Source organism: Gottfriedia sp. S16(2024) (assembly GCF_050473765.1).
In the GTDB taxonomy this organism is placed as follows: Bacteria; Bacillota; Bacilli; order Bacillales; family Bacillaceae_G; genus Gottfriedia.
Genome location: NZ_JBFLUO010000001.1, coordinates 4,960,725 through 4,985,131, shown reverse-complemented (window position 1 = coordinate 4,985,131; position 24,407 = coordinate 4,960,725). Strand labels below are relative to the sequence as shown.

Here is a 24,407-nt window from a genome sequence, read left to right as displayed (position 1 = left end):
TTGGTGAAAATTAGAATTCGGTTAAATGATTATTAAAATAACTTAATTTAAATTAAGTAAATTCTCACTAAAAATGTTACATTAAAAATAGTATATTTGAATGTTTTTAATAGTGAAGGTTTTAATGAAGGTTATACATTTTAAGGGGTATACAGAATGAAGAAGATGGAACTCTTCTAAAAAATTACTAAGGAGGTTTTTCTACTTAAATGGATTCTACTAAACTATAAAAAAATTATTATTAATAGATTAAATTCCTTAAAAATTAAAAACCATATATGAATATAACATCCAAAAGGAGTGTTAGTATTAAAAATGATTAAAATGAAGAAATATTCAGTTGTCATGATAGTGTTAATTTTATTGTTCACTTCTACATCTATGCTCTTCCATCCAATGAAGGCTTTTTCTGAAGAACTTTCCGTAGAGAATATTAATATTACTGAATATACAAATAAATATATCAAGGGATACGTAAAAGATCCGCAAAAAATAGAAAAACTGATCGGAAATGTGACAACACCAAAAGGAACGAAAATACAGTTTTTTGCTGCTTTTAATTCAGTTACAGGTGAATTCAAGCTTGATATTGGAAATCAGCCGAATGGATCTACTGTACAAATGTTAATTGTATATAGGAACAACGGTTATCAAGTAGTAAATGAGCCATCTATTTTACTAGATAAAAATGAAGAAAAACCGCCATCCATACCCTATGTTAAACCACTAAACGAACATTCGGAGTCAATTACAGGATATTCTGAACCGAAAGCGGTAGTTAAGGTATGGAGAGACAATCAGATTTATGCAGAAGGAATTGCTAATCAAGATGGAAGTTTTACGATTCCTATTGAAAAACAAGAAGTTGGTACTACATTTTCTGTTGCAGCATCTAAGCATAATGAGATAAGTGAGAGTACTCATTTTACTGTTAAAGAAGAATCAACACAAAAATCGATACAAATTGAAGTAAAACCTATTTTTGAGCAACAAAAAGATATTTCCTTTAAAACGGAAGCTAACACGACAATAGTAATTAGAAAAAATTATGAAATTATTTACATCATCGAGCCAAACGAACACAGTGACGAGCAATTTACGGTTTCCAATTCAAATCTTGGTAAAGATGATGAAATATTTATACATGCATTTGATGATCAAGGAAACAGTAGCGAGCCGATTATTCAAAAAGTTTTAGACAATAAAAAACCTTATCTTCTACCTCTAAGAGGCATAAATGATGCAACAAGTGAACTTCATGTGCTTTCTGAACCTGGTATAAAAATAAAAATAGAGTATCAAGGTGGAAGTTTTATTGGGGAAGGAAATACGGATGAATCAGGAATTTTCGAATATAATTTCAATCCCATTCCTCGAATTTCAGAATATATTCAAGTTACTGCAATTGATAAAGCAGGAAATTACTCGCAAGTTTTAATGGTAGTTAGAGATGTAACACCTCCAGATACTCCTATCTTAGATGTACCTGTTTATACAAATTCTACCCAAGTAAAGGGGAGGGCAGAGAAGGGGACAAGTATTTTACTTAAGAAAAATGGTCTTCTCTACAAAACAGGAATAGTATACGCAGGTGGTACCTTCCAGATAGATGTCAGCGACCTAGCAGTGGATGACGAATTAGAATTTACTGTGAAAGATAATGCGGGTAATATAAGTGAACCCCTTATAATCAAAGTAACGGATCCACCAATTACTGCAGTTCCTATTGTAAATACGGTAACAAATTTATCCTTTCAAATTACCGGAACTGCTGATCCAAATGCAGTTATCGAATTATATAAAGATGAAATAAAAGTGAAATCGGTTACTGCTAATAGTGTAGGGAGTTTTGTGTTTGATATTGACTTACAAAAACAGGGTACTGAGTTTACATTATTCGCAGTAAAAAATGGAATGACTAGCCAACCTGTTAGGCTAATTGTAAAAGATGCAAAGGCTCCAACTATATTGAATATTATTGAAGTCGGTGACAATGAAGAACAAGTCAGAGGTACAGTATCAGTAAATTCAACAGACCCAGTTGCTAATATAGAGGTAATCGCTAATGATAAAGTAATTGGTACTGGAATTGCTGATAAATCCGGTTATTTTAGTGTTTCAATCCCAATGCAAAAAGCTGGAACAACATTGAAAATAACTTCAACAGATGCTTCAGGAAATTCAGATATCAAACTAACAATTGTTAAAGATCTTACTCCACCAGAGATATTTATAAAACCTGAAACTATTTATGCTAAATACATTACGGGGAAAACAGAACCGAATTTATTTGTAAGGTATTTTATTAACGGAGTTTTAAAAGAAGAAGTTAAATCTGACTCTCAAGGAATTTTTGTATTAACTAGAGGTTATTTAAATAACAATTCACTACTTTTGTTTCAAGCAATAGATTCTTCGGGAAATATAAATGAAAATAGGATTCTAGTTGATGATATAAATCCTCCTGAACCACCTCAGGTAAACACTGTTACAAATAAATCGACAGAAATATCGGGGAAAGCTGAAGCAAATGCAACTTTAAGGTTGATGATAGGTGGTAAAGAATACAGTGCAAAAGCAGATGGCTATGGAAATTACAAAGTAACCATCCCAATCCAAAACGCTGGAACAACAATTTCAGTCGAAGCAAAGGATAGTGTCGGAAATGTAAGTTCTGCTAAATTTATTAAAGTCGTTAAAGTGGCTCCCAACATCCCAACTGTAAATACAGTCAATAATAAAACGAACATTGTATCGGGAAAAACCGACGCATATGCAACAGTAGTAGTAGCACTCTCAGGGAAAATATTCAGTGCAAAAGCGGATCAGTATGGAAATTATAAAGTTACTATACCAATTCAGAATACTGGAATAAGTATATCTATTACAGCACAAGACAGTTCTGGTAAAGTAAGTGCAGCAAGAAGTACTAAAGTTGTAAGAATAGCTCCAAATATCCCATTAGCCAATACAGTCAATAATAAAACGAACACAGTTACTGGTAAAACAGAAGTAAATGCAACAGTGGGTGTAACAATCTCTGGGAAAGTATATAGTGCAAAAGCGGATAAATATGGGAATTATAAAGTAGGCATTCCAATTCAAAATTCCGGAATAAGTATATCAATTACAGCAAAAGACAGTTCTGGAAAAATAAGTGCAGCAAGAAGTATTAAGGTTGTAAGAGTAGCTCCGAACATACCAATTGTAAATACAGTAAAATACTATTCTACAACAGTAACAGGGAAAACCGAGAAGTATGCTATTGTAACTGTCAAAATTGGGACAAAAACATACACAGCAAAAGCAAATGTATCAGGAAACTACAAAGTATATATTCCAAAACAGCGAGCGGGAACAAAGTTAAATGTAAATACAAAAGATTCCAAAGGATTTGTAAGTGCTACTAGAGTATTAACAGTTTTAAAATAGTAAAAAGGCCAGTAATCATTTAGGGAATTGGATGATTACTGGCGTTTATACCTACAATTGTTCTTGTTGACTAGTATCCTTTTATTACCAAGATAATAGAAGAAATAAATAGGTTGTTAAATTACTCTTTATTACGATTAAGAAAATTCATGGTTGGTTTAAGTAGATGAAGTAAATGGCAGGATTGTTCAAACAGTTTGGGAGTCTAAATTCCCCCTACTCTGCCGCACACAGATGATAGGTTTTTGAATTGTACTACTTTTTCATGCTAGAATGAATACAACTTCAATTGAAAGAAAATATAAGTGTGTATACTCTTATTCGAGGATAATTTATGAATTTCGAGCAAATGGAATATATCGTAAAAGTTGCAAGCGAGAAATCGATCATTAAGGCTGCAGAAAAATTACATATTACAAGTTCAGGACTAAGTCAGTCGATCTCCCAATTAGAGCATGAAATGGGAATAAATATTTTTAACCGTTCAAGAAAAGGGACATTTCCAACAGAAGAAGGAAAGATTTTAATAAATAGAGCTAGTGAAGTTTTAGAAATTATCAGTAAGTTAAATGAAGAGCTGTCTGATTATAAAAATAATAAAAAGGTTCATTTGAAAATAGTAGCTGCTCCTACTTTTGCAGCTGTACTTTTACGTGCATTGAACAGAATTAAAGATGAACATCAGAATGTAACGATTGAAATCGAGGAAAAAGATCCACCACTAATAATGGAAACAATTAAACACACGGAATATGATTTTTGCTTTTTTCCTCAAGATTTAGAGATACTGAAAAGTGAAAAAAATATTAACTATGAATTAATTCGGACTGATCGTGTTCACGCTATTGTAGGAAAAAACTCCCCGCTCTATCATCTTGACTACGTAACAAAAGATGATGTTTTAGAGATGGATACAGCGTGCTATTCAATCTATTCTGATTATTATTATTCTAAATTAATTAAAGAGAATAAAAATAAAATCAAAGTTACGACAAACAGTATGAATATTCTTACAGAGGCTGTTAGAGAACATAATATATTTGTCTATTCTCATGAGTCAGGCGCTAAATTTCATCCATACATTCAAAGTGGAACCTTAAGATCTATTCCATACAAAGAAAATAATGAATACGTTGTGAAGGATTTATGGGTAATCTATCCAAAAAATAAAAAGCTTTCTATTATAAGTAAAAAATTTATCGAAATCGTTAAAGAAATAGCCACTCAATGATGAGCGGTTATTTTTTGTTTAAGAATCTTTTTCTACTATGTACTAATGGAATAGTTGAATTAGGATAAACGTCCTAATACACTATTGGAAAAATTTGTTAAACTTAGGATAGAGTAATTTAGCTCAAATAATTTAACAAAGGGGAAACCATGCAGAATAGAAACGTAGAACTTGTGGAACTAAATGCAGAAAATTGGTATGAATGCTGTTTATTAGAGGTATCTGAAGATCAAAAGAGTCACATCGAACCGAATGCAATCTCGATTGCTCAATCGAAATTTAAATTTTCACTACGGCCATATGCTATTCATTTTGAAGGTAAAGCGGTTGGATTTTTAATGTTTAATACTACGGAAGAAGAGCTAGATGGCTATTGGATATATAGAATAATGGTTGATAAGAATTTTCAACAAAAAGGAATTGGTAAGATTGCAACTCAGTTAATGATCGATGAAATGATTAAACTACCAAATGCCAAAAGAATTGTTGTAGGATATCACCCTGAAAACTTAGGAGCACATAATTTATATTCAAGTTTAGGATTTATTGATCATGGCGATCGATTTGGTAAAGAAATGGCAGTAGTATTAGATATAAAGTAGCTATGAATGTTCTAAAGGATTTTAAAAGAGAAATTTTTTGTCACTAATATTAAATATTACATCAATAAACGTAAAGAAGGGATAGCTATTAAGCTATCCCTTAAATTCTCGATTGATTCCCGTAAATTAAATAAAATTGTTGTCTTTATTTATTGAGGCTCTTCGTCGATTTTATACTCCAAAATATCACCTGGCTGACAATCCAAAGTCTTACAGATCGCTTCTAATGTTGAAAAACGAACGGCTTTTGCTTTACCGTTTTTCAGAATGGACAGATTGGCCATCGTAATTCCAACCTTCTCTGAAAGCTCCGTTACGCTCATTTTTCGTTTTGCTAACATCACATCAATATTAATAATTATCGCCATACCATCCACCTCAGACCGTTAAATCATTTTCTGATTTTATGTTAATCGCTTCTTGTAGAAGCTGTTGGAGGATAGCAGCAAAAACGGCGATAACCAATGAAGCAAATATGATGATCGCTCCCAAAATTCCAATAGGAGGATCAACTTTCTTCGCTATAAAATGAAAGAGTGGCATACCTAATACATATATACTACTGATTGCAATCGCACAGTATTTTATGTTCATTAATGCCTTTACAGATAATTCTGAGAATGCGGTGTTATTGTCAATATACCGTAAAAGATTGAAAGCCTGATACAGAGCAATATAAAAAGGCAAAGCAGCTCCATACATCACGATGAAAACGAGATATTTCATTGCGGCAATATTTGGATACAAATTTGAAGAGAAATTCGCAATATTTGGTACCAAAAATATACATAAAGCAAGCACTGCAATTCCAACGAGAAAAATTATTAGCTTTAAGAAAGTGGTTGAACCTCTTTTAACATTCATATTAAGTACCTCACTTATTTAATGACAATATGAATTTAACATATTATTTATTGTTTTACAATAAATTTATATTGTTTTTTATTATGTTATTATTGTTATTGAAATATCCCTTTAATCTAGACAAAAAGAAAAAGCATTTCTCATATAATGAAATGCTTTTTCTTTACTAATGTTAAATGTATTTTATTTATTTGCAGCGTTTATTACATCAAGTGAATGATTAATTGCCGATTTACACTTATTTGCATCTGGGTTTGATGTACGAGCTGAAGCTAATACAACGTCAATCGTACCATCAATTTTAGTCCAAGAAGTACTATCTATTTTTCTAAGTTTAGCCTCTGAAGTATCCCATTGATGTTCCAAACTGTCAGCATCTTTTTTAGCTAAATTAAAGTTCTTTGAGTTCACATCTGATAACATTTTATTTTCTATTGTTGCAAATTCTGTTAATTGACCAGATAATGTTGTTTGAGTAGAAGCAGCATTTGATGATAATTTAAGATAACCGCCAATACCAACTGCTAAGAAAATACACAGTGCTAAAATTGTTTGTTTCATTATATTATTTTTATTTCTATTTTCATCTGTTTTTTCAATATATAATGAAATATCAATTTTTGAAACAGCAAGGAAAACAATGATTGCTAAAATTGCGACCAGAAAAATGATACTTGTACTTGTTGTTCCTAAACCTAAACCACCATTCACTTTCGGTTGTGATAAATAATCTCCTAGTGATGCCCCAAGTGGACGTGTAAGAATGTACGCAATCCAAAAGCCTAACATTCCATCAAGTTTTAAAAACTTCCACGCTAAGAATACACAAAGGATGATCACAATAACCGTTACACCAGTTTTAAAATACCCAAGTCCAAGTTGTTCAGAATATAAATCCCCAACAGCAGTACCTAGCGCAAAGGTGAAAAGAATCGCTAACCAATAGAATATTTCTCTTTTTCTTGTGAAAATTGAATGGATAGAAAGTGTTTTTTCACTAAGAAACCAAAAAAGAAACGTTAAAGCTAGCAGCGCGGAGAATACAATCGTACTTGTTTCAAGAGGTACTCCAATTGCGTCTGTCAAATTATCGGTTACCAATGTACCAAATACACTTATTAGTACAACGGTGATCCAATAAATACTTGGAACATATTTTTTAGCTTTGAATTGAAAAAATAAAGAGATAAAAAATGCAACACCCATAAGGACTGTTGTAAGTCCTAATCCTAAACCAAGGTTAAAATTTAAGAAGTCAGCAAATGTTTCACCAACAGTTGTACATAAAATTTTGATAATCCAGAAATAGATTGTAACTTCTGGTACCTTGTTAAGCAGACTATTTATTTTATTTTGTTTTGTCTCCATAAATGATTTTCCTTTCTATTTGAATTAAAGTACATTTTTATATTCACACATAATAATGAAAGGAAAATGAAAAACAGGAGAATTGTACAATTTTATTGGATTTAAATTACAACAAAAAGGAGTAGGTAAATTCCTACTCCTTTTTTAATGAATAAACAAAGTTTACTTTGCCTTGTTAAAATCCTGTGTCGCTTCTTTGTTCATGCCTTTTTTCAAATAAGCATTTCCACGGTCACTGTAAGCAAGTTTAAAGTGAGGATTCAATTCAATTGACTTGCTGAAATCGGCAATGGCCTGATCATACATCTGCTTATAGTAATAAGCAAGCCCGCGGTCGTCATATACGAGGTAATCTTTTGGATTCAAATCAATAGCCTTGTTGAAATCGGTAATAGCTTGATCGTACATCTGCTTACTGAGATAGGCATACCCACGGTTGTCATATACTTGGAAATCCTTTGAATTCAAATCAATGGCTTTGTTGTAATCAGAAATAGCCTGATCATACAACTGCTTGTTTTGATAGGCAAGCCCTCGGTCGTTATATACGAGGTAATCTTTTTGATTCAAATCGATGGCCTTGTTGAAATCAGTAATGGCCTGGTCGAACATCCGCATATTAAAATAGGTAAGCCCACGGTTGTCATATACCTGGTAATCTTTTTGATTTAAATCAATAGCTTTATTGAAATCGGCAATGGCCTGTTTATACATTTGCTTATCGTAATAGACAAGCCCAAGGTTGTTATAAGCCAGGTAAAATTTTGAATTCAAATCAATGGTCTTTTTGAAATCGGCAATGGCCTGATCATACATCTGCTTATAGTAATAGGCAAGCCCGCGGTTGTTATAGGCCTTATAATGTTTCGGATCTAACTCAATTGCTTTGTCAAAATCGGAAATAGCCACATCGTACATTTGCTTTTCCAGATAGACAAGTCCACGGTTACTATATGATGTTGCAAAATCAGGTTTTAATTTTATAGACTGATTTAGGTCAGAAATGGCTTGATCATACATCTGCTTATCATAATAGGTATATCCGCGATTGTTATATGATAAATAATCTTTCGGATTTAAATCAATGACCTTGTCGTAATCAGAAATAGCCTGATCATACATCTGCTTATGGTAGTAGGCAAGCCCCCGGTTATAGTATAAAATGTAATCTTTTGAATTCAAATCAATGGCTTTGTTATAATCGGCAATGGCCTGATCATACATTTGTTGGTCGTAAAAGGTAAGCCCGCGGTTGGCATATGGCTTAGATTCTTTCGGATTCAATTCAATCGCCTTATTGTAATCGGAAATGGCTTGATCGTACATTTTCTTGTGATGATACGACAGCCCGCGATTATTATAAGCTTCCCACATATTAGGATTATTTTTTATTGCCTTGTTTAAATGAGAAATCGCCGCGTCATACTTCCCTTGTTGTTCTTCTTTATAGCCTTTATTATTATAGTAATTTGCCAGAGGGCTACACCCGCCTAAAACTAGGACAAAAGTTAATATTAAGAGTAGTTTTAAAAATGATTTTATTGTACTCACCTCTTTCATTGAATCTATAAATTCGAATAAAAGAATTGTTTATAAATGCAAGATGATATTCTTAAGAAAAAACAGCCTTCTCCTTTATTTTTTTGTATTATCTGAGTCGCCGTTTTGATTATATGCTACTTTTTGTATTACTAAGCTAGTAACATAGTCTCAAAACGAATTGGTTTTTTTCTTGAGATAAATGAAAAGGTTGTTCATTAATAAATGTTAAAATTTAAATATGATATTAAAATAGGAGAAAAAACGAGATATGGATAATAAATAGTTAATCCAAAAGTGTATTAAAATCTTCTTCATCCAATAGTTCAACTGCAATTAGGTCTGTTTCGGCAGACTATTTTTTGTTGCCAAACTGTATTGGAATAAAAAGGAATAAATTAATGTTTATAGAAATATATAAATTAATTACTTTCAAAAATCTATATAGAGTTGTTTAAAAAGTAGGAACACATGAAAGTTAACGAATGTAGGTGATTTTTTTGAAAAAAGTCATTGTTTCTTGCGTACTTCTTGTCTTATTAGTAGCTATGGGTTTTGGTGTTTATTATTTCATTCCAAAGAATGTAAATGAGTCAATAAATGGTGTTGAATTTCAATTAGGTTCAGATCATGATCAAGTAAATTCTGTGACGATAAAAATAAAGGGCATACTTCATCAATCTTTATTAGGAAAAAGAAAGTTTGTAGGGCTAATCGATGTAAAAGGTGCTAATTATCCTAATCCAAATAAAGATCGTAAATTAGGAATAGCATTTGATCAAAATGGCATGGGGATAATTGAATATGGTTACTATAAAAATGGACATCCAAAAATCGATAGCTATGGTATTCTCTTTGCTAACAATGATTTTAAGAAAGTGACGATTGGGGAATATCGAGAAAATCACGATGGGAAAAGTTGGTCAGGTAAAGACGGATGGATGATTACAGGTCCAGCAAATAGCAAAAGTAAAGCTTTAATTATTTCGAATGAGTTAATGAAAAAATTTTTACACAACAAATTAAAATAATAACATCACAGATTCAACAAATTATTCTTTAGTTTATGTTCATGAGTCACGATTGTGGCTCTATTTTTAATTGGCTTTGCTAAAGCTTATAAGGAGAGAAAGAAAAATGACGGTTAGATTAGAAAAAATGAATTCAGTTGAATTCCAGCAATATCTCAGTTATGCAATTAAAAACTTTGCAGACGAACAAATTAAGTCTGGTAATTGGGAGCAACAAGAGGCAATTAGTAAATCAAGACAAGAACACGAAAAATTATTACCTGAAGGTGAGAATACGGTAAATCATCACTTATTTACAATTCGTGACAAAAACCAAGTAGTTGGTATGATTTGGCTTGCACAAGGAATAAATGAAAAAGGGTTTATTTATGATATTAACATTTGGGAAGGAAACCAAGGTAAGGGTTATGGTAAACAAGCAATGAAAGAAATTGAAATCGTAGCCAAAAAGATAGGATTGAAAAGTATTCGGCTTCACGTCTTTGGTCACAACAAAGTAGCACGAGTCTTGTACGAAAAGTTAGGATATGTAGAAACTAGTATAAAAATGGAAAAAACATTATAGATGACAAACGGGTTGCGTTAATCAAAGAAGAATTAACGCTTTTTTGTTGAAGTTATTAAGCCTAACTGGCAGTTTAGTTACATAAGAATACTTCCTTTCTTCCTGAAGAAGGAAATATCATTAAGGGCGAGAATTAACATATTATGGTAATAGAGGAGATGGCATTATGAGAAATATTTACTTTCTGATTTTGGTTACTTTGTTAATGTTGGTTGGTTGTTCAAATGATTCCCTTCATTTTAAAGGTGAAAGCGAACATTGGAAAGGCGAATATACAACAAATGTCGATGGCACTACTGAAAATGGTCAGTTTGAATTTGAATTCAAAGATGGTAAACAAAAGAAAAAAAATTTAGAAATCAATGTCGATGGCCCTACTGGGAGCAGTAACCGAAAAGAAACTGAAAATGATGAAACTGTCATTACTATGAATACCTCTTGTTCGGGTTGCTCAGTTACGAGGGATTCAGATGTTTTTAAAGTAACGATTAAATGGGATGGAAATGAAGAATCTTTTGAGTTGAAGTAATAGAACTAACTAATGCGATCGTTGAACAATCAATAAGTCATAATATTAAGTGACCGAGAGGGGAAATTATATGAATCCTATTTTATTAGATGTTCCGTTAGAAATAGAAACAGACAGACTAATTCTTCGAGCACCACTTCAAGCTGGCGAAGGAAAAGTAGTAAACCAAGCTATTACGGATTCAATTAGTGAGTTAAACCAATGGTTGACTTTATACCAGTCTATTCCTACTGTTGAAGAAACGGAAATTATTCTGAGAAATGCCCATATAGATTTTTTGAAAAGAGAAAGCTTTCGCTATCTTATCTATCGAAAGGAAACTAATGATTTTATTGGAACTGCTAGCCTTCATGCAATTAATTGGAAGATTTCTAAATGTGAAATTGGATACTGGATTAACACGCAATTTAGTGGCAATGGATATATGACAGAAGCAGTAAGTGAGTTAATAAACCTTGGCTTTCAGCTACTTAAATTTAGAAGGATTGCAATACTATGTGAATCTAATAACACTAAAAGTCGATCAATCCCTGAAAAACTAGGTTTCGAGCTTGAAGGGATATTACGTAATGAAGATCTTTCAGCAGACGGTAAAAAATTAGTTGATACCTGCATTTATGCAAAGGTAAATTAGACTAAAAATTTTAAAATCCCTGTACAACTAATGAATGGGATAGTTTGAAGAATTAGCTGCAAATATGTGGCTTTTTTTTTTGAAGTAAATGGCAGATTAGTGGAATAAAAAGTGAATTAATCCATTATTATCTGTATTATGTTAACTGTATAAATCAGTTGTTTAGAGATAATAAAGTTGTTTAATTTGCATTTATTTTGCGGTAATGAAATTAAATATCAAATAAAGGATATATCCTCTTGACAGTCGAATATTAGCCTAGAAATATAATTAACTATTCCGATGAGGAGGATTCTTGTGCGTCCACGACCATTATTTATTGAAAATCCAGAGAATGCTAGGTATGTTAGTCTTGTGCCAGATGGAGATATTAAAGAAATACTTAGTAAGCAACGAACTGAGACCATTACCCTCTTAAGTAGCGTATCAGAGGAGTCATCAAGGAAGGCGTATGCACCAGGGAAATGGACTTTAAAAGAAGTGATTGGGCATATGACCGACTCGGAACGTGTGATGTCGTATCGAATGCTTGCCATTGCACGAAATGAAAGTGCACCACTCCCAGCAATGGATCAGGATCAATACGTTTCTGCGGCAAACTTCAACAAATTATCCTGGGAGCAGCTACTAGCTGGTTTAGACACGGTACGCTCCAACACGTTAAGCCTTATTTCAACCATTGATGATGCAGCTTGGAATCGTAATGGAACTGTAATGAACAGGCCAGTTTCGATAGGTACCATTGCATATGGCATTGCCGGGCACGAGTTACACCATATGAAAGTGATTAGTGATAAATACTTATAAGACTTTTTCTATTAATGAAAAAACCTAATTTCTCATTTAGGGTGCGTTAGTTGAAGAAGCAGCAAAAAAAGGATCTTTCCTGTTGTTATTATCCCCTTATAGTAGACAGTCAAAAAAAAGGATCGTACTGTCTATTATGGAGGGGATTTTTTTATGGGGAAAATTAGAAAAACTTATTCTGAAGAAACTAAGTTGAAAGCTATTGATTTGTACTTTGAGAAGGATATGGGGATTAGAACAATAGCTAAAGAACTCGAGATAGGATATACGACCATTCAAAGATGGATAACACATTACAAAAGAGAAGGAATCCAAGGATTAGAAGAAAAAAGAGGGAAATCAGACATTTTATTTAGAAGGAAAGTCAAAGGTGATGATGAAAATGATACTGAAAAAATCAACCGATTAGAAGCAGAGAACGCTTATCTAAAAAAGCTCTTAGCTGCGAAAAGGAGGATGATACAGGAAAAGAAAAATCAATAGAATACAGTATAATTCATGAGCTTAAGAATCAATTTACGGTTGTTACTTTATGTAAGATAGCAGGTGTTTCAAAGAGTGGGTACTACAAATGGTTAATACGTCAGAGTAGCCCTACTAAAAAAGATTTAGAAGATCAATCAATAGTGAAAAAAATTATTGAATGCCAACAAGATCCAGATATTAATTGGAGTTATGGCTATCCAAGAATTAAAACTTGGCTGAGTAAAATGTACGGACTAAAAGTGAATCATAAGAAAATATATCGTTTGATGAGATCAAATAAGATACAAGCTAAGATACGAAAAAAGAAATGGAAACACTTTGGACGCAAAGAAAAATTTGTCCTTTCAAGAAACTATTTAAATAGAGAATTTTCAGCTAAACGTCCAAATGAAAAATGGGTAACAGATATTACCTACTTACTTTTTAATGGGAAGAAAATCTATTTATCTTCTATATTAGACCTATATAATAATGAGATTGTCGCTTATAAAATAAGTGAAAGAAATGACCTGAAATTAGTAGCTGATACTTTAAAAGAAGCTATAAAGAATAAGGATGTAAGAGGTCTCATATTACATAGTGATCAAGGGTTCCAGTACACTTCAATAAGATATAACCAACTTTTAAATAAATACAATATTAAGGGAAGTATGTCTAGAAAAGGGAATTGCTTAGACAACGCATGTATTGAAAGCTTTTTTAGTCACTTTAAAACCGAATGTTTTTACCGTTATCATTTTGAGACTTCGCAAGAGGTTAAAATAGCAGTAAAAAAATATATTAAGTTTTATAACAATAAACGTTTTCAGAAAAAATTAAATAACCTTAGCCCTATAGAATATAGGGCTAAGGCTGCTTAGATAATGTACCTTTTATTTAAGTGTCTACTTGACAGGGGTAAGACCACTGTTGAAAGTCCTTTTTTATTGCCGATAACGGTGTTTATGTAAACTAGAAAAAATACATAAGTTGGAACGGCTATTACCGATGTAATGAAGGTAAGATAGTGAGAAAATGTAATTCAACTAACGATAGTGCGTTAGGTCAATAAGAAAAAGTAAAGATCACAATTTTGTGGTCTTTTTTGCGTGAAATAAAGAGAAAAATATACGATTAAAGCCATTTTCATTTTTGGGTTTCGCTAACCTCAAAATCTCTAGACTTCACTTGATTACTTACTTCTCTCTGGATACCCCAATTGCATATCAAGCACCTATTATTTATTTGTTTATTACTATTTTAAAACTTGTTATAAGTAGATAAATTAATCTATTTATTACCGTTTTCATATAAGCCAATAATTAACGTAAAAATTACCTATTCCGTTTAAAACTTAAGAAATGTTTAAATTCAAAAAAATTATTTCTTTGATATGTTTAATGATTTTATAGAACAATTTTCTTATTAATTTTAAAAAATTATATTTTTAATCGGGAAAAACGTTGATTTTATAGTGTATAAATAACACAATTGATTGTTTATTGAAGTTTGTAAATAATCAGAATATAGGTTAATTCCTAACAATAAATTTGAAGGGGTGTTTTATAATTGGAAAGTAATATAGTAAAGCCACTCAAAGTTGTTTCTACTAGTTTTATAGCAGCTAGTTTGCTATTTTCTAGTCACACTTTTGCTTCGGTAGATTCTACTTCTCATAGTGGCGAATCAAATGTTGAGCAATATTTAAAAGATTTATCAAAAGAGGATCGCAATCGCGTACATAACAATATTGAAATGGCAGATTCAGAAAAATATTTATCACCAAAGCTTGATACGACTGGTAATAATCCTGTAAACATCATTGTTCAATTTGCACAAGATCCTGCTAAAACAGTAGTTAAGAACAACGAAGAAAACGGAATTGAAGTCTCTTTAGACGATGCAAAAAATAAAGTGGAAAAATCTCATCAAAATTTTAAAAATAAAATTGGTCAAGCCAAAAAGGCCATTTCAACTATTCAAATACGTAAAGAATACCGCCAAGCATTTAACGGTGTTGCAATGACAGTACCAGCTAATGAGGTACATACTATTCTTGCGATGGATGAAGTAAAAGCAATATTTGAGGATAAAGTAATTAAAATAGATCCATCTCCCTTAGAGATTCAAGCAACTGAGTCAGTTAGTCATTCACCTGCAGTAGATAGTACTGAAACGATCGGTGCAACCAAACTTCATGAAGAAGGGGTTACTGGACAAGGTGTGAAGGTTGCTGTAATCGATACTGGAATTGACTATAATCATCCTGATTTAAAAGATGTTTATAAAGGCGGATATGATTTCGTAAATAACGATTCCGATCCAATGGAAACAACTTACGACGAATGGAAAAAATCAGGGCAACCTGAAATTAGTCCATTAGGTGGTACTACTTACTATACTTCCCACGGAACTCATGTATCCGGAACGATTGCTGGTCAAGGTAAAAATAAAACGGATTATGCAGTTACTGGAGTTGCACCCGGAGTTGAACTATATGCTTATAAAGTGCTAGGTCCATATGGTTCAGGCTTCACAAGTAATATTATCGCAGGGATTGACAAAGCAGTTGCCGACGGAATGGATGTTATTAATCTATCGCTTGGAAATGATTATAATGACCCTCTTGATCCAAATGCGATTGCAATTAATAATGCTTCATTGGCTGGTACGACTGCAGTAGTTGCAGCTGGAAACGCAGGAAATGACCTATATAGCCTTGGATCACCTGGAACTTCTCCACTGGCTATTACAGTTGGCGCGAGTGATTTTTCAATGACAATCCCTACAGCTACTGGTACGGTTAGTTCAAATGAAAATCTTTCATTATCAAATTTAAAACTTTTAGCAAAAAGCTATGATGACGACTTAAATACATTAAAAAACCAGTCTCTCCCAATCGTATTTGTAGGGTTAGGAAACAGTGAAAGTGATTATAACGGCAAGGATGTTAATGGAAAAATCGCACTGATTGAACGTGGCATACTTTCTTTAAATGAAAAAGTAGTACTTGCTAAGAAACATGGAGCAAAAGCAGTATTAATGTATAATAATAACCCAACAGAAGGCCAAATTCCTCATTATCTTGGAAACAACTTTGACTTTATCCCTTCATTTACGCTTACAAATGAACAAGGATTAAAAGTTGTCGATCAAGTAAAACAAGGGAATGCGACATTTACATTAAACTCTATAGGTGAAATGAAAACTAGTGGAGATACATTAGCTGATTTCAGTTCACGTGGTCCTTCAAACAGATTTTATGATATTAAACCAGAAATGACCGCACCAGGAGTTGCTGTATTTTCAAGTGTACCTGCTTATCAAAATGGACCGAATCACTTAAATGATTATACAAATGCATATATGAGTGCATCAGGAACATCTATGGCTAGTCCACACGTTGCTGGAGCTGCTGCCCTTCTTTTACAAAAACATCCAGAATACAAACCTGAAGATGTAAAAGCCGCTTTAATGAATACAGCCGATAAGCTACAAAAAGATTACAGTGTATTTGAAGTAGGTGCAGGAAGAATTGATGTATATGAAGCAGTGCATTCTGACTTACATATTAAAGTAATAGATAAAACGATTAGTACAAAAGATGGTAACGATATAACAATACCAGACGTTACAGGAGCATTAAGCTTCGGACCACAAGTTACTGAGGACAAAGAAAAAATAGACTCTCGAGTAGTTTCTATTTCAAATACTAGTAACAAAAAGAAAACATATAATATTCAAGTTAAGTTTAATCAAAACGTAAAAGGAGCGAAAGATGCTTTTGCTAACAAAATTACGTTAGATGTACCTGATACTCTTACACTTAATGCAAACAAAACAATAAAAATTAAACCAACGATTCACATTCCTACTACAGCTGAATTTGGTAATTACGAAGGATATATTTATATTACAAACAATAGTAATCCTGATGAAGTTTATCAATTGCCATTTGGCTTCAAGCATTTACAAGAAGGCATTAATAAAATCAACGCCTATGAAGACGCATTCACAACGAGACGTGATTTAAATAATAGTTTTCCATTCGGGACAGGTATTGAATTTGCACTTAATAGTTCAATGGAAACGGTCGATTTTGTGTTAAAAGATGCTACAACAGGACAAGCGCTTGGCCTGACTGATGCATACGAAGGGCTGTTTACAGAAGACATACTTTTTGCAACTGAATTCCCATTTAATGGATTATATTTTCCTTTTACAGGAAATAAGGATCATCCAATTGCTTATGCCAAGAAGCTTGCACCTCCAGGAAAGTATGAATTAGAACTAATCGCAACAAACAAAGAAGGTAAAACATTTAAAAAGTCCGATACATTTTATATTGAAAATTCTATTCCAATTGTAAAAATGCAACAACCAGGTGGAGTATACGAAGTAAATGAAGATGGTATGACAGTAAAAGGAAATATTTATGATCAACAAGTAGCTATAATGAATCAGAACGGTTTTAATTGGGATCAGTCTTCTAATATGATTAACTTAGTGAATAAAACAAAATTCTCTACAACCCCTTTAAAAATTGAAAAAAATGGTGACTTCGAATTTAAGTCAGGTCTTCTAGACGGTAAAAATGTGACAAAAATTACACTTGATGCCAAAGACTATGCACAAAACGGTATGCAAGATCACCCTGATTTCTCATACACGCTTGTTAAAAAAGGACTTCCATATGCGAAACTAGTTGCTAACAAAACTGATGTAAAATATGGTGAAAATGTCACTCTATCACTTAGTGCACACAATATTATTAATTTAACAGGTGGAGAATTTACATTAACATTCCCTTCTACAACATACGACATTGCAAATGTATCCTTAAATAAGGATTTTATTGCTTATGCTAAGTCACATGGTTTAAAGGCAGATCTTAACATAGCTGAACAAACTGCAAGTAAAATAACCCTTAATACGCAAATAACAGGTGAATCAATCCAACCGATTCAAGCTGCTATGCCATTAATCGATCTAACTTTTAAAGTGAAGGAAACGCCAAGCACCTATATAAAATGGATTCAAACGATTGATATTACAAAAGCTAACGCATTTTCTTTGAATGAAGCACCTGCGACAATTCAAGGTTTTGGTCAAGGAATAAACATTGTTCCAACATACTCTCAACTTGAAGGTGGTATTCTTGCCGATGGATTTTTAGATCAAAATGGTATATGGCTAGATTACAAGAAAGACTTTTCGAGAGCCGGTATGAGTTTAAAATTAGTTTCAAAAAGTGGTAAGACTTATACAGGAGAATTTAACAGTAGTGCACGTTACTTTGTTAAAAATCTTCCAGCTTCAAATGAGAATTACGATTTAACAATTAAAACTCCAGGACATTTCGACCGTCATGTGACAGTTAATGATTTATATGATATTACGAATGGAGATACTGTTGGTCGCTTATCTTATATTTTATACGCACCAGTTATGGGCGGAGACGTAAATAACGATGATGTAATTGATGTATTAGATGCCGATTATATTAAAACATACTGGGGCACTAACAAGCGAGCTGCAGATATCAATTTCGATGGTATTGTTGACGCTAAAGATATGAGCTATGTTCAAAAGAATTATTTAACTCCAAACCCTGATGTCCAAGATGTTCCAAAAGGTAAAAAGAAAATTAAAGGTAAAACTTTAGAGAATATTTTGAAGGAGTTAAACATTCAATAAAGCAAAATAGAAAACGTCGGATTTTTTGAATCTGACGTTTTTCGTTTAGATTTTTAAGCTACAACTATAGTTAAAAAGAACCTAAATAGTCCTTCATTTCCTTAACTAACTCCGCACTTAATAGATCCTATGTTCAATTAAGCCAACATAAAGACCCTTACTGGCTTACTCAGTTATTATTTACTTCAAGTTGTTCTAACTGAAAACTATTAAAAACAATTTTACTCATTTTTCTCCGACCCACTATACAGATTCTGCCGAAATAGGAAAAACGAACCAAAAACTATATAGATTACACTGTAATAAGTAAAATGAACCAAATACTACACACGTTCAGCTGAAATAAATATGAAATAATATTACAATAATCAAGGAAACCCACAAATGGAGTTTCCTCTATTATTATGTAATTATCAACATTAAAGTTAAACAGAGCCTATATGTTAAATAGAATCAATTGGAAGAATTAAAAAATCCATTGTTTAGCAAAGGTCGTTCTTGCAAGTAAAGAGCTAAATCTGGACAGTTACCTTCAACAATTTCCTTTGCAATAAGCTTCGACAGTAGCTGGCTGTAAACAGTCCCGTTATCTCCAAAGGCAAATAGGAAATAACTATTTGGAAATGCTTCATATTTTCCGATAATTGGAATGCCATCGATTGTTCCTCCATAAAATGCAGCTAAGTAATATTCTGGCTGTACTTGAATAGTTGGAAACATTTTATTAAACTCTTCAATCAGTTTCTTCTTTTTGTGAATCAGTTTACTATCACGATCCTCAGAATAAGAAGTATTATCATCAAGTCCGCCAATGATAATCCGGTTATCGCTAGTTGTACGCATAAATAAATAAGGACGAGCGGTTTCCCAAATGAGGGTTCTGTTATACCAATCGGAAAGATCTTTGACTGGATGGGTTGTTACCGTATATGTACTTACAAAGGAAGCTTTTTTCTCCTTTTTAATCTCTATTCCTTCATAACCTGCTGCAAAAATAATATATCGTGCTTTGATAGAATGACCATTCTTTGTAGAAGCAATCATCTTATCTTGTTCTTTATCATAATGGTGACCATTCATTTCAGTATGTTCAAATATACGGATTCCTTTGCTTGCGGCATAATCCAAAAGTGCATGAGTGTATCTGAAAGGATTAATTTCTGCATCATTGAATGAATAAATAGCGGCATCCCTGCTAAAAGGATATTTTGCTTCAATATCTTCCTTTGTTAAAAAAGTAAGTTCACAGTTTTGCTGTTTTAAGAATTCATATTCCTTTTTTAGACTTTTAACATCATCTACACAGCTTGCGGAATAGAGAGTATCCCTTCTGTTGAATTCACAATTAATGTTGACTTTCTTTGAGGCTACTTCAATTTCATTTATGGCTTCTTTCAGTAGTAGTAAATGCCTTTCGATGTAACCTTTTCCAAAGGTGTTAATCAGATCTGTAAACATTTTTTCACCGGAATATTGAAGGAGGGCCGTATTCGTACTAGTACTGCCGCTGCCAATGGTTGATTTTTCAATTACAGCCACATCTAAATTAGTATCGGAAAGATAATATGCACATTGTGCCCCTGAGCTTCCACCCCCAATGATTAATACATCACATGATAGGTCTTCTTCCAATGTTGGATATGTTGGAGCATCAGGAAAAGTAGTTGGCCAATAATAGGATCCAGATTGTAAATTCATCTATATCCTCCTGTTATTAAAAAGTATAATGTTACTATTTCCAACCTCAATTTTATGTATGCAAGAAAAACCCATTGACGTGCAGATATGACTAACTCCAAATATTAATCAAATAACATAGCCATAGCTGTAGTTATCTATGTCGTCACTAACATAAATTATTGATCTCTTTCTATTTTCCTTTTTAACCAAAACGGGCTATACAATATGTAAAAGCTCACAATCATCACTAATTCAGCCGAGAGAAGATACCATGGCCAAGGTCCTAGATAATTTAATAGAGAAGCATTTTCGGGCTTTTTCATGAGATACATAAAATTAGCTTTTAACAACTTATTAATGAAAAATACGCAAGCTGCATAAAGGTTAACTATGAGAACGGTCACCCACATGGATTTTATGGTCGGTCGATATTTGCTGGCCACTACCATAATCAAGCAGGCAAGCACCACTCCTCCGTGCGAAACAAAAAACTCGAAATATCGAAAATGTGGAAACGAATAATGCCCAAGATCAGGTGTCAAGATGGCTTGAATGGAACTGGCTAAACCAGCAAAATACATGAATTGAAATACTTTATAGCTATTTGTCAGAAGCATTATAATTCCCAGAATGACAGTAATATCACTAAGTTCAAGTGGTAAACCCGTTTTAAGCGACCAAGCATTCTCATACACAAGCCATATATGATAAAAAATCTCAGAAGCCAATAAGAGAATTGCTAAAGAGAAACGAAAAAAGCGTTTTTTCTCTGATTCTTGAATCTGTTTTCTAAAGACAAATAGAAGAATACTGAGTATCAATATGATTCCGATTGTTAATAGGTGATTTAATGAAAAAAGGTGAAACGGACCTAATTTTGAATGAAATTGAAAAAATCTTTCCAACACAATACCCCATTAATTGATTTGATTTTTATGAGCAAGTATTGATAGTTTGGGGCAAATTTTGCTAGTTCTATACAGGCGTTGAGTTTTTGACGCGTTTTCCATTTGTTTGCTATGTGAAGACACAAATTGTTCACTAATAATGTGAAAAACTTCACAAAGTGTATTGTATAATCAATCTGTAAACATAGCACACATAAATTTAATTAAATCAACAGGAGGAGTTTATATGTTTATTAATTTCCTACGTAACAATAAAATAGCTGCAGGTGTATTAACCATTCTTCGTCTGTACGTCGGATACGAGTTTATCACTGCAGGTTGGGGCAAGTTATCAAGTGGAGGATTCGACGCGTCAGGTTTCCTTGCTTTCGCCGTAAAAAGTGCAACGGGCGAGCACCCAGCTGTTCAAAGTTGGTGGGCAGATTTTTTAACAAATTTCGCTATCCCGCATGTTGACTTGTTTAATTTCTTAGTACCAGTCGGAGAATTTGCTATTGGTCTTGGTTTAATCATTGGTTGCTTTACAAAAACAGCAACATTCTTTGCACTTATGATGAACTTTGCATTCATGTTTAGTGGAACGACAAGCATTAACCCACAATTAGTTTTATTAAGTATATTCATTATTGTAGCAGGCTCAAATGCAGGTCGATTTGGTTTAGATTATTTTATTACTAAATTTGTTCCCAAATTAGGTGAAATAAAGCAAAATCATAGAGTAGAAAAAAAAGTAGCATAAGTTAAAAAGAGAAAACATCGTTATTTCATTGAAATAAAATAAATAATTCAACATTTAAGCAATCATATTATTATTTTAATTTTTATAAAAAAGGATAGAAATGTAGAAGTAAATTCTACTATTTCTATCCTTTTTTTAGTGTAAACGATCGTACATACAACAACTATATTAGCAAAAAATTGATAATAAATTATTTGGGAAATATCGGTATTTTAAAATCGTTATGATTTTTGCTTTAATATGTTACAATATTGTGAACAATAGGAAAAAAAGACGTTTGTTGAAACTTTAAAACATATTTTTTAATAAGAAAAGTAAGTAAAAAGGAATGGGAAATATGAGATTTCATTTTGTGTTGCTACAAATAACAATTGCTGCAGGTGTATTAACTACTTTATTAAAACAATTAGAAGAAGTCCATTTGATGTACATGACAGCATTTATGTATGTTTCGGTTGTTATTATTAGTTTTTGGATCAAAGAGAATCAAAAGAAATTAAACCGTTTAAATGAAAGTGAAGATCAAAAATAGCTAAAAGGAGCGATAGATGATTCTATCGTTTTTTCTATTTTATTTATTACTTCATTCTATACTTCAACTAAAGCAAGAGTTAATTATTAGCTTTGATGATACTTAAAAGAAAGGGGAAAAGTAAGGAGTACAATGAAGCATTAAAATGATGAAATAAAGAGGTATTTATTTATGACAAGACAAAAGAAATTAAGAGGAGAACGAAGACGAATTCGTAACCTTAAAAGGGAAATAAATGAACTTTCTAAAGAACTACCAACTCCTCGTTCAACAAGTAGTACGTATAAGGGATACGATGCTTTTCATTTTCGTATGTTCGAATTGATTGGTGAGTTTGAATTAATTCCAAGACGTAAAAAAAGAGATTTTTTACAAGAGATTATTAATTTTGTTAGTAATTTACATAATCTGAAAACGATAAAAGAAAGTGAATACCGAATTATGTGTTTCTTCTTTCTTCCTCATATGGAGTATATTGTGGTATCCATTGGTTATACAAAAGCAGGATTAGATGATTTCTATCGAGGACTTTATCATAATGGTAGATTCAAAAAAGAAATGATCCCAATTGTCGACCCGAATTACTTACAAAGAGAGTGGCAAATAAATGTTCCATCGTACTTAGAAGTAAAAGGCTATCATTGTAATTTTAAAGCTAGAAAAAATCAAACGATGTGGCTTATTGGAAATTTATCATAAGAATAGAGATGTAAGGAGAAAACTCTGAAGCTTACACTTATACAAAAGAGCTGATATAAGACTGCACGCCAAAAGTTAGAAATTACTAACTATTGAAGGTGCAGTTTTTTTTGTGGATGTGATCAAGCAAGTACTGAATTTCAAAAAACAAAATTGCAAGAGCAGTATTTACACTGTTCTTAGGATCGTCTTTGATGATTAGTCAACAAATAATCTTACTCTATCTTAAGAGTAAAACGTATAAGTCTTTTTCATGATAAATTCATGAATATAGAGGGGGGTATCAGTGCTTAGACATTTGCATTTCATCCGGAATTAATTAAATCAAATCTTACTGAGAATGTTGCTTGATATTTTTAGGGATTAGGTTCGGCTAACGCAGTTGTATTGATCGATTGTTTAGTCGACTTTTTTTATTGCGTAAAGTGGAATTTAATACAATTAAATAGGATAATTTGCTTTGGAAACTTAAAGGAAATTATTGTTAAAATTAGTTGGGAACTAGATAACTTTTAGGGGGACTTAATAATGAATAAAGATCAATTAGCACAAGAAATTTATAATATTGCCCACTTAACAGGTGAGTTTACATTAAGATCGGGATTAGTATCAAATGAGTATTTCGATAAGTATTTGTTTGAATCGAATCCAACACTTTTAAGAGAAATAGCTGATCAACTATCAAAATACATACCAGAGGGAACTGAAGTATTAGCTGGTTTAGAAATGGGCGGTATTCCGATTGCCACAGCTTTATCGTTGAAAACAGGAATACCAGTCGTATTTGTTCGAAAAGAAGCAAAAGCCTATGGAACTTGCAAACTTGCAGAAGGGATCGATATTCAAAATAAGAAGGTTTGTATTATTGAGGACGTAGTGACGACTGGCGGACAGATTAAACTTAGCGCTGAAGATTTAAAACAAGTTGGTGCCAATGTAAAAGATGTCTTATGTGTAATTGATCGTCAACAAAATGGTAAAGAAAATTTATACGAAGCAGGGTTAATTTTACACTCATTACTTACAATGGATGAATTAGTTGCGGTTACGAAATAAATTAATTCTACCTATTTATCACATTCAAA

General features: G+C 32.5%; 21 protein-coding genes. 15 read left to right on the top strand and 6 right to left on the bottom strand.

Translation table 11 applies throughout. The features are described 5' to 3' along the window. Positions 1-315 precede the first annotated feature (315 nt). The 3 genes from AB1282_RS24070 (at position 316) to AB1282_RS24060 (ending at position 5,265) form a co-directional block, all read left to right on the top strand. Positions 316-3,432: an Ig-like domain-containing protein gene (locus AB1282_RS24070; protein WP_429900803.1), complete on the top strand. Its 3,117-nt coding sequence runs from the start codon at positions 316-318 to the stop codon at positions 3,430-3,432. Positions 3,433-3,766: 334 nt separating this feature from the next. Further along, positions 3,767-4,663, top strand: a complete 897-nt coding sequence (locus AB1282_RS24065; RefSeq protein ID WP_429900801.1) for a LysR family transcriptional regulator — start codon at positions 3,767-3,769, stop codon at positions 4,661-4,663. 149 nt (positions 4,664-4,812) lie between these two features. Continuing rightward, complete coding sequence (locus AB1282_RS24060) at positions 4,813-5,265, top strand: GNAT family N-acetyltransferase (RefSeq protein ID WP_429900799.1); 453 nt, start codon at positions 4,813-4,815, stop codon at positions 5,263-5,265. A 149-nt stretch (positions 5,266-5,414) separates the two neighbouring features. Here the strand turns inward: AB1282_RS24060 and AB1282_RS24055 are convergent, their stop codons facing one another. The 4 genes from AB1282_RS24055 to AB1282_RS24040 all read right to left on the bottom strand — a co-directional run bounded on the left by AB1282_RS24055 (position 5,415) and on the right by AB1282_RS24040 (position 9,057). Then, on the bottom strand, positions 5,415-5,633 hold the full coding sequence (locus AB1282_RS24055; protein WP_429900798.1) for a helix-turn-helix domain-containing protein: 219 nt from the start codon (positions 5,631-5,633) through the stop codon (positions 5,415-5,417). Between the two features lie 10 nt (positions 5,634-5,643). After that, positions 5,644-6,129: a DUF2975 domain-containing protein gene (locus tag AB1282_RS24050; protein WP_056474297.1), complete on the bottom strand. Its 486-nt coding sequence runs from the start codon at positions 6,127-6,129 to the stop codon at positions 5,644-5,646. 183 nt (positions 6,130-6,312) lie between these two features. After that, positions 6,313-7,497, bottom strand: a complete 1,185-nt coding sequence (locus AB1282_RS24045; protein ID WP_056474294.1) for a COG4705 family protein — start codon at positions 7,495-7,497, stop codon at positions 6,313-6,315. A 162-nt stretch (positions 7,498-7,659) separates the two neighbouring features. After that, positions 7,660-9,057, bottom strand: coding sequence for a tetratricopeptide repeat protein (locus AB1282_RS24040; protein ID WP_429900796.1), 1,398 nt, complete (start codon positions 9,055-9,057; stop codon positions 7,660-7,662). Positions 9,058-9,536: 479 nt separating this feature from the next. Here AB1282_RS24040 and AB1282_RS24035 point away from each other — a divergent pair, with 479 nt between their 5' ends. The 8 genes from AB1282_RS24035 (at position 9,537) to AB1282_RS24000 (ending at position 18,764) form a co-directional block, all read left to right on the top strand. Further along, the gene (locus AB1282_RS24035) at positions 9,537-10,067 is read left to right on the top strand and encodes a hypothetical protein (protein WP_429900794.1); all 531 of its coding nucleotides are present in this window, start codon (positions 9,537-9,539) and stop codon (positions 10,065-10,067) included. 106 nt (positions 10,068-10,173) lie between these two features. After that, entirely contained in the window at positions 10,174-10,632 is a 459-nt protein-coding gene (locus AB1282_RS24030; RefSeq protein ID WP_390312412.1) for a GNAT family N-acetyltransferase, read from the top strand. 166 nt (positions 10,633-10,798) lie between these two features. Then, entirely contained in the window at positions 10,799-11,161 is a 363-nt protein-coding gene (locus AB1282_RS24025) for a hypothetical protein (RefSeq protein ID WP_390312413.1), read from the top strand. Between the two features lie 70 nt (positions 11,162-11,231). Further along, positions 11,232-11,795, top strand: a complete 564-nt coding sequence (locus AB1282_RS24020) for a GNAT family N-acetyltransferase (RefSeq protein WP_056474284.1) — start codon at positions 11,232-11,234, stop codon at positions 11,793-11,795. 297 nt (positions 11,796-12,092) lie between these two features. Beyond that, the gene (locus AB1282_RS24015; protein WP_429900792.1) at positions 12,093-12,602 is read left to right on the top strand and encodes a DinB family protein; all 510 of its coding nucleotides are present in this window, start codon (positions 12,093-12,095) and stop codon (positions 12,600-12,602) included. A gap of 153 nt (positions 12,603-12,755) precedes the next feature. After that, complete coding sequence (locus AB1282_RS24010) at positions 12,756-13,085, top strand: transposase (protein ID WP_429900790.1); 330 nt, start codon at positions 12,756-12,758, stop codon at positions 13,083-13,085. Then, positions 13,007-13,948 (top strand): IS3 family transposase, encoded by a 942-nt coding sequence (locus tag AB1282_RS24005; RefSeq protein WP_429901222.1) that lies wholly within the window; start codon positions 13,007-13,009, stop codon positions 13,946-13,948. The genes AB1282_RS24010 and AB1282_RS24005 overlap by 79 nt, the downstream gene beginning before the upstream one ends. Before the next feature lie 688 nt (positions 13,949-14,636). Next, positions 14,637-18,764, top strand: a complete 4,128-nt coding sequence (locus AB1282_RS24000; protein WP_429900788.1) for a S8 family serine peptidase — start codon at positions 14,637-14,639, stop codon at positions 18,762-18,764. A 453-nt stretch (positions 18,765-19,217) separates the two neighbouring features. On the opposite strand, the gene AB1282_RS23995 is transcribed toward AB1282_RS24000, so the two are convergent. After that, a complete protein-coding gene (locus AB1282_RS23995; protein WP_429900786.1) occupies positions 19,218-20,462 on the bottom strand; it encodes an NAD(P)/FAD-dependent oxidoreductase in 1,245 nt (414 codons plus the stop codon). A 158-nt stretch (positions 20,463-20,620) separates the two neighbouring features. Beyond that, positions 20,621-21,349: a TIGR02206 family membrane protein gene (locus AB1282_RS23990; protein ID WP_056475999.1), complete on the bottom strand. Its 729-nt coding sequence runs from the start codon at positions 21,347-21,349 to the stop codon at positions 20,621-20,623. A 229-nt stretch (positions 21,350-21,578) separates the two neighbouring features. Between AB1282_RS23990 and AB1282_RS23985 the strand changes: the two genes are divergently transcribed. The 4 genes from AB1282_RS23985 to pyrE all read left to right on the top strand — a co-directional run bounded on the left by AB1282_RS23985 (position 21,579) and on the right by pyrE (position 24,378). Continuing rightward, positions 21,579-22,091, top strand: coding sequence for a DoxX family protein (locus tag AB1282_RS23985; RefSeq protein ID WP_056475996.1), 513 nt, complete (start codon positions 21,579-21,581; stop codon positions 22,089-22,091). A gap of 337 nt (positions 22,092-22,428) precedes the next feature. Next, positions 22,429-22,623, top strand: coding sequence for a hypothetical protein (locus tag AB1282_RS23980; RefSeq protein ID WP_429900784.1), 195 nt, complete (start codon positions 22,429-22,431; stop codon positions 22,621-22,623). A 171-nt stretch (positions 22,624-22,794) separates the two neighbouring features. Next, on the top strand, positions 22,795-23,322 hold the full coding sequence (locus tag AB1282_RS23975; RefSeq protein ID WP_390312422.1) for a DUF3916 domain-containing protein: 528 nt from the start codon (positions 22,795-22,797) through the stop codon (positions 23,320-23,322). 528 nt (positions 23,323-23,850) lie between these two features. Next, a complete protein-coding gene (gene pyrE, locus AB1282_RS23970) occupies positions 23,851-24,378 on the top strand; it encodes an orotate phosphoribosyltransferase (RefSeq protein ID WP_056475976.1) in 528 nt (175 codons plus the stop codon). Positions 24,379-24,407 lie beyond the last annotated feature (29 nt).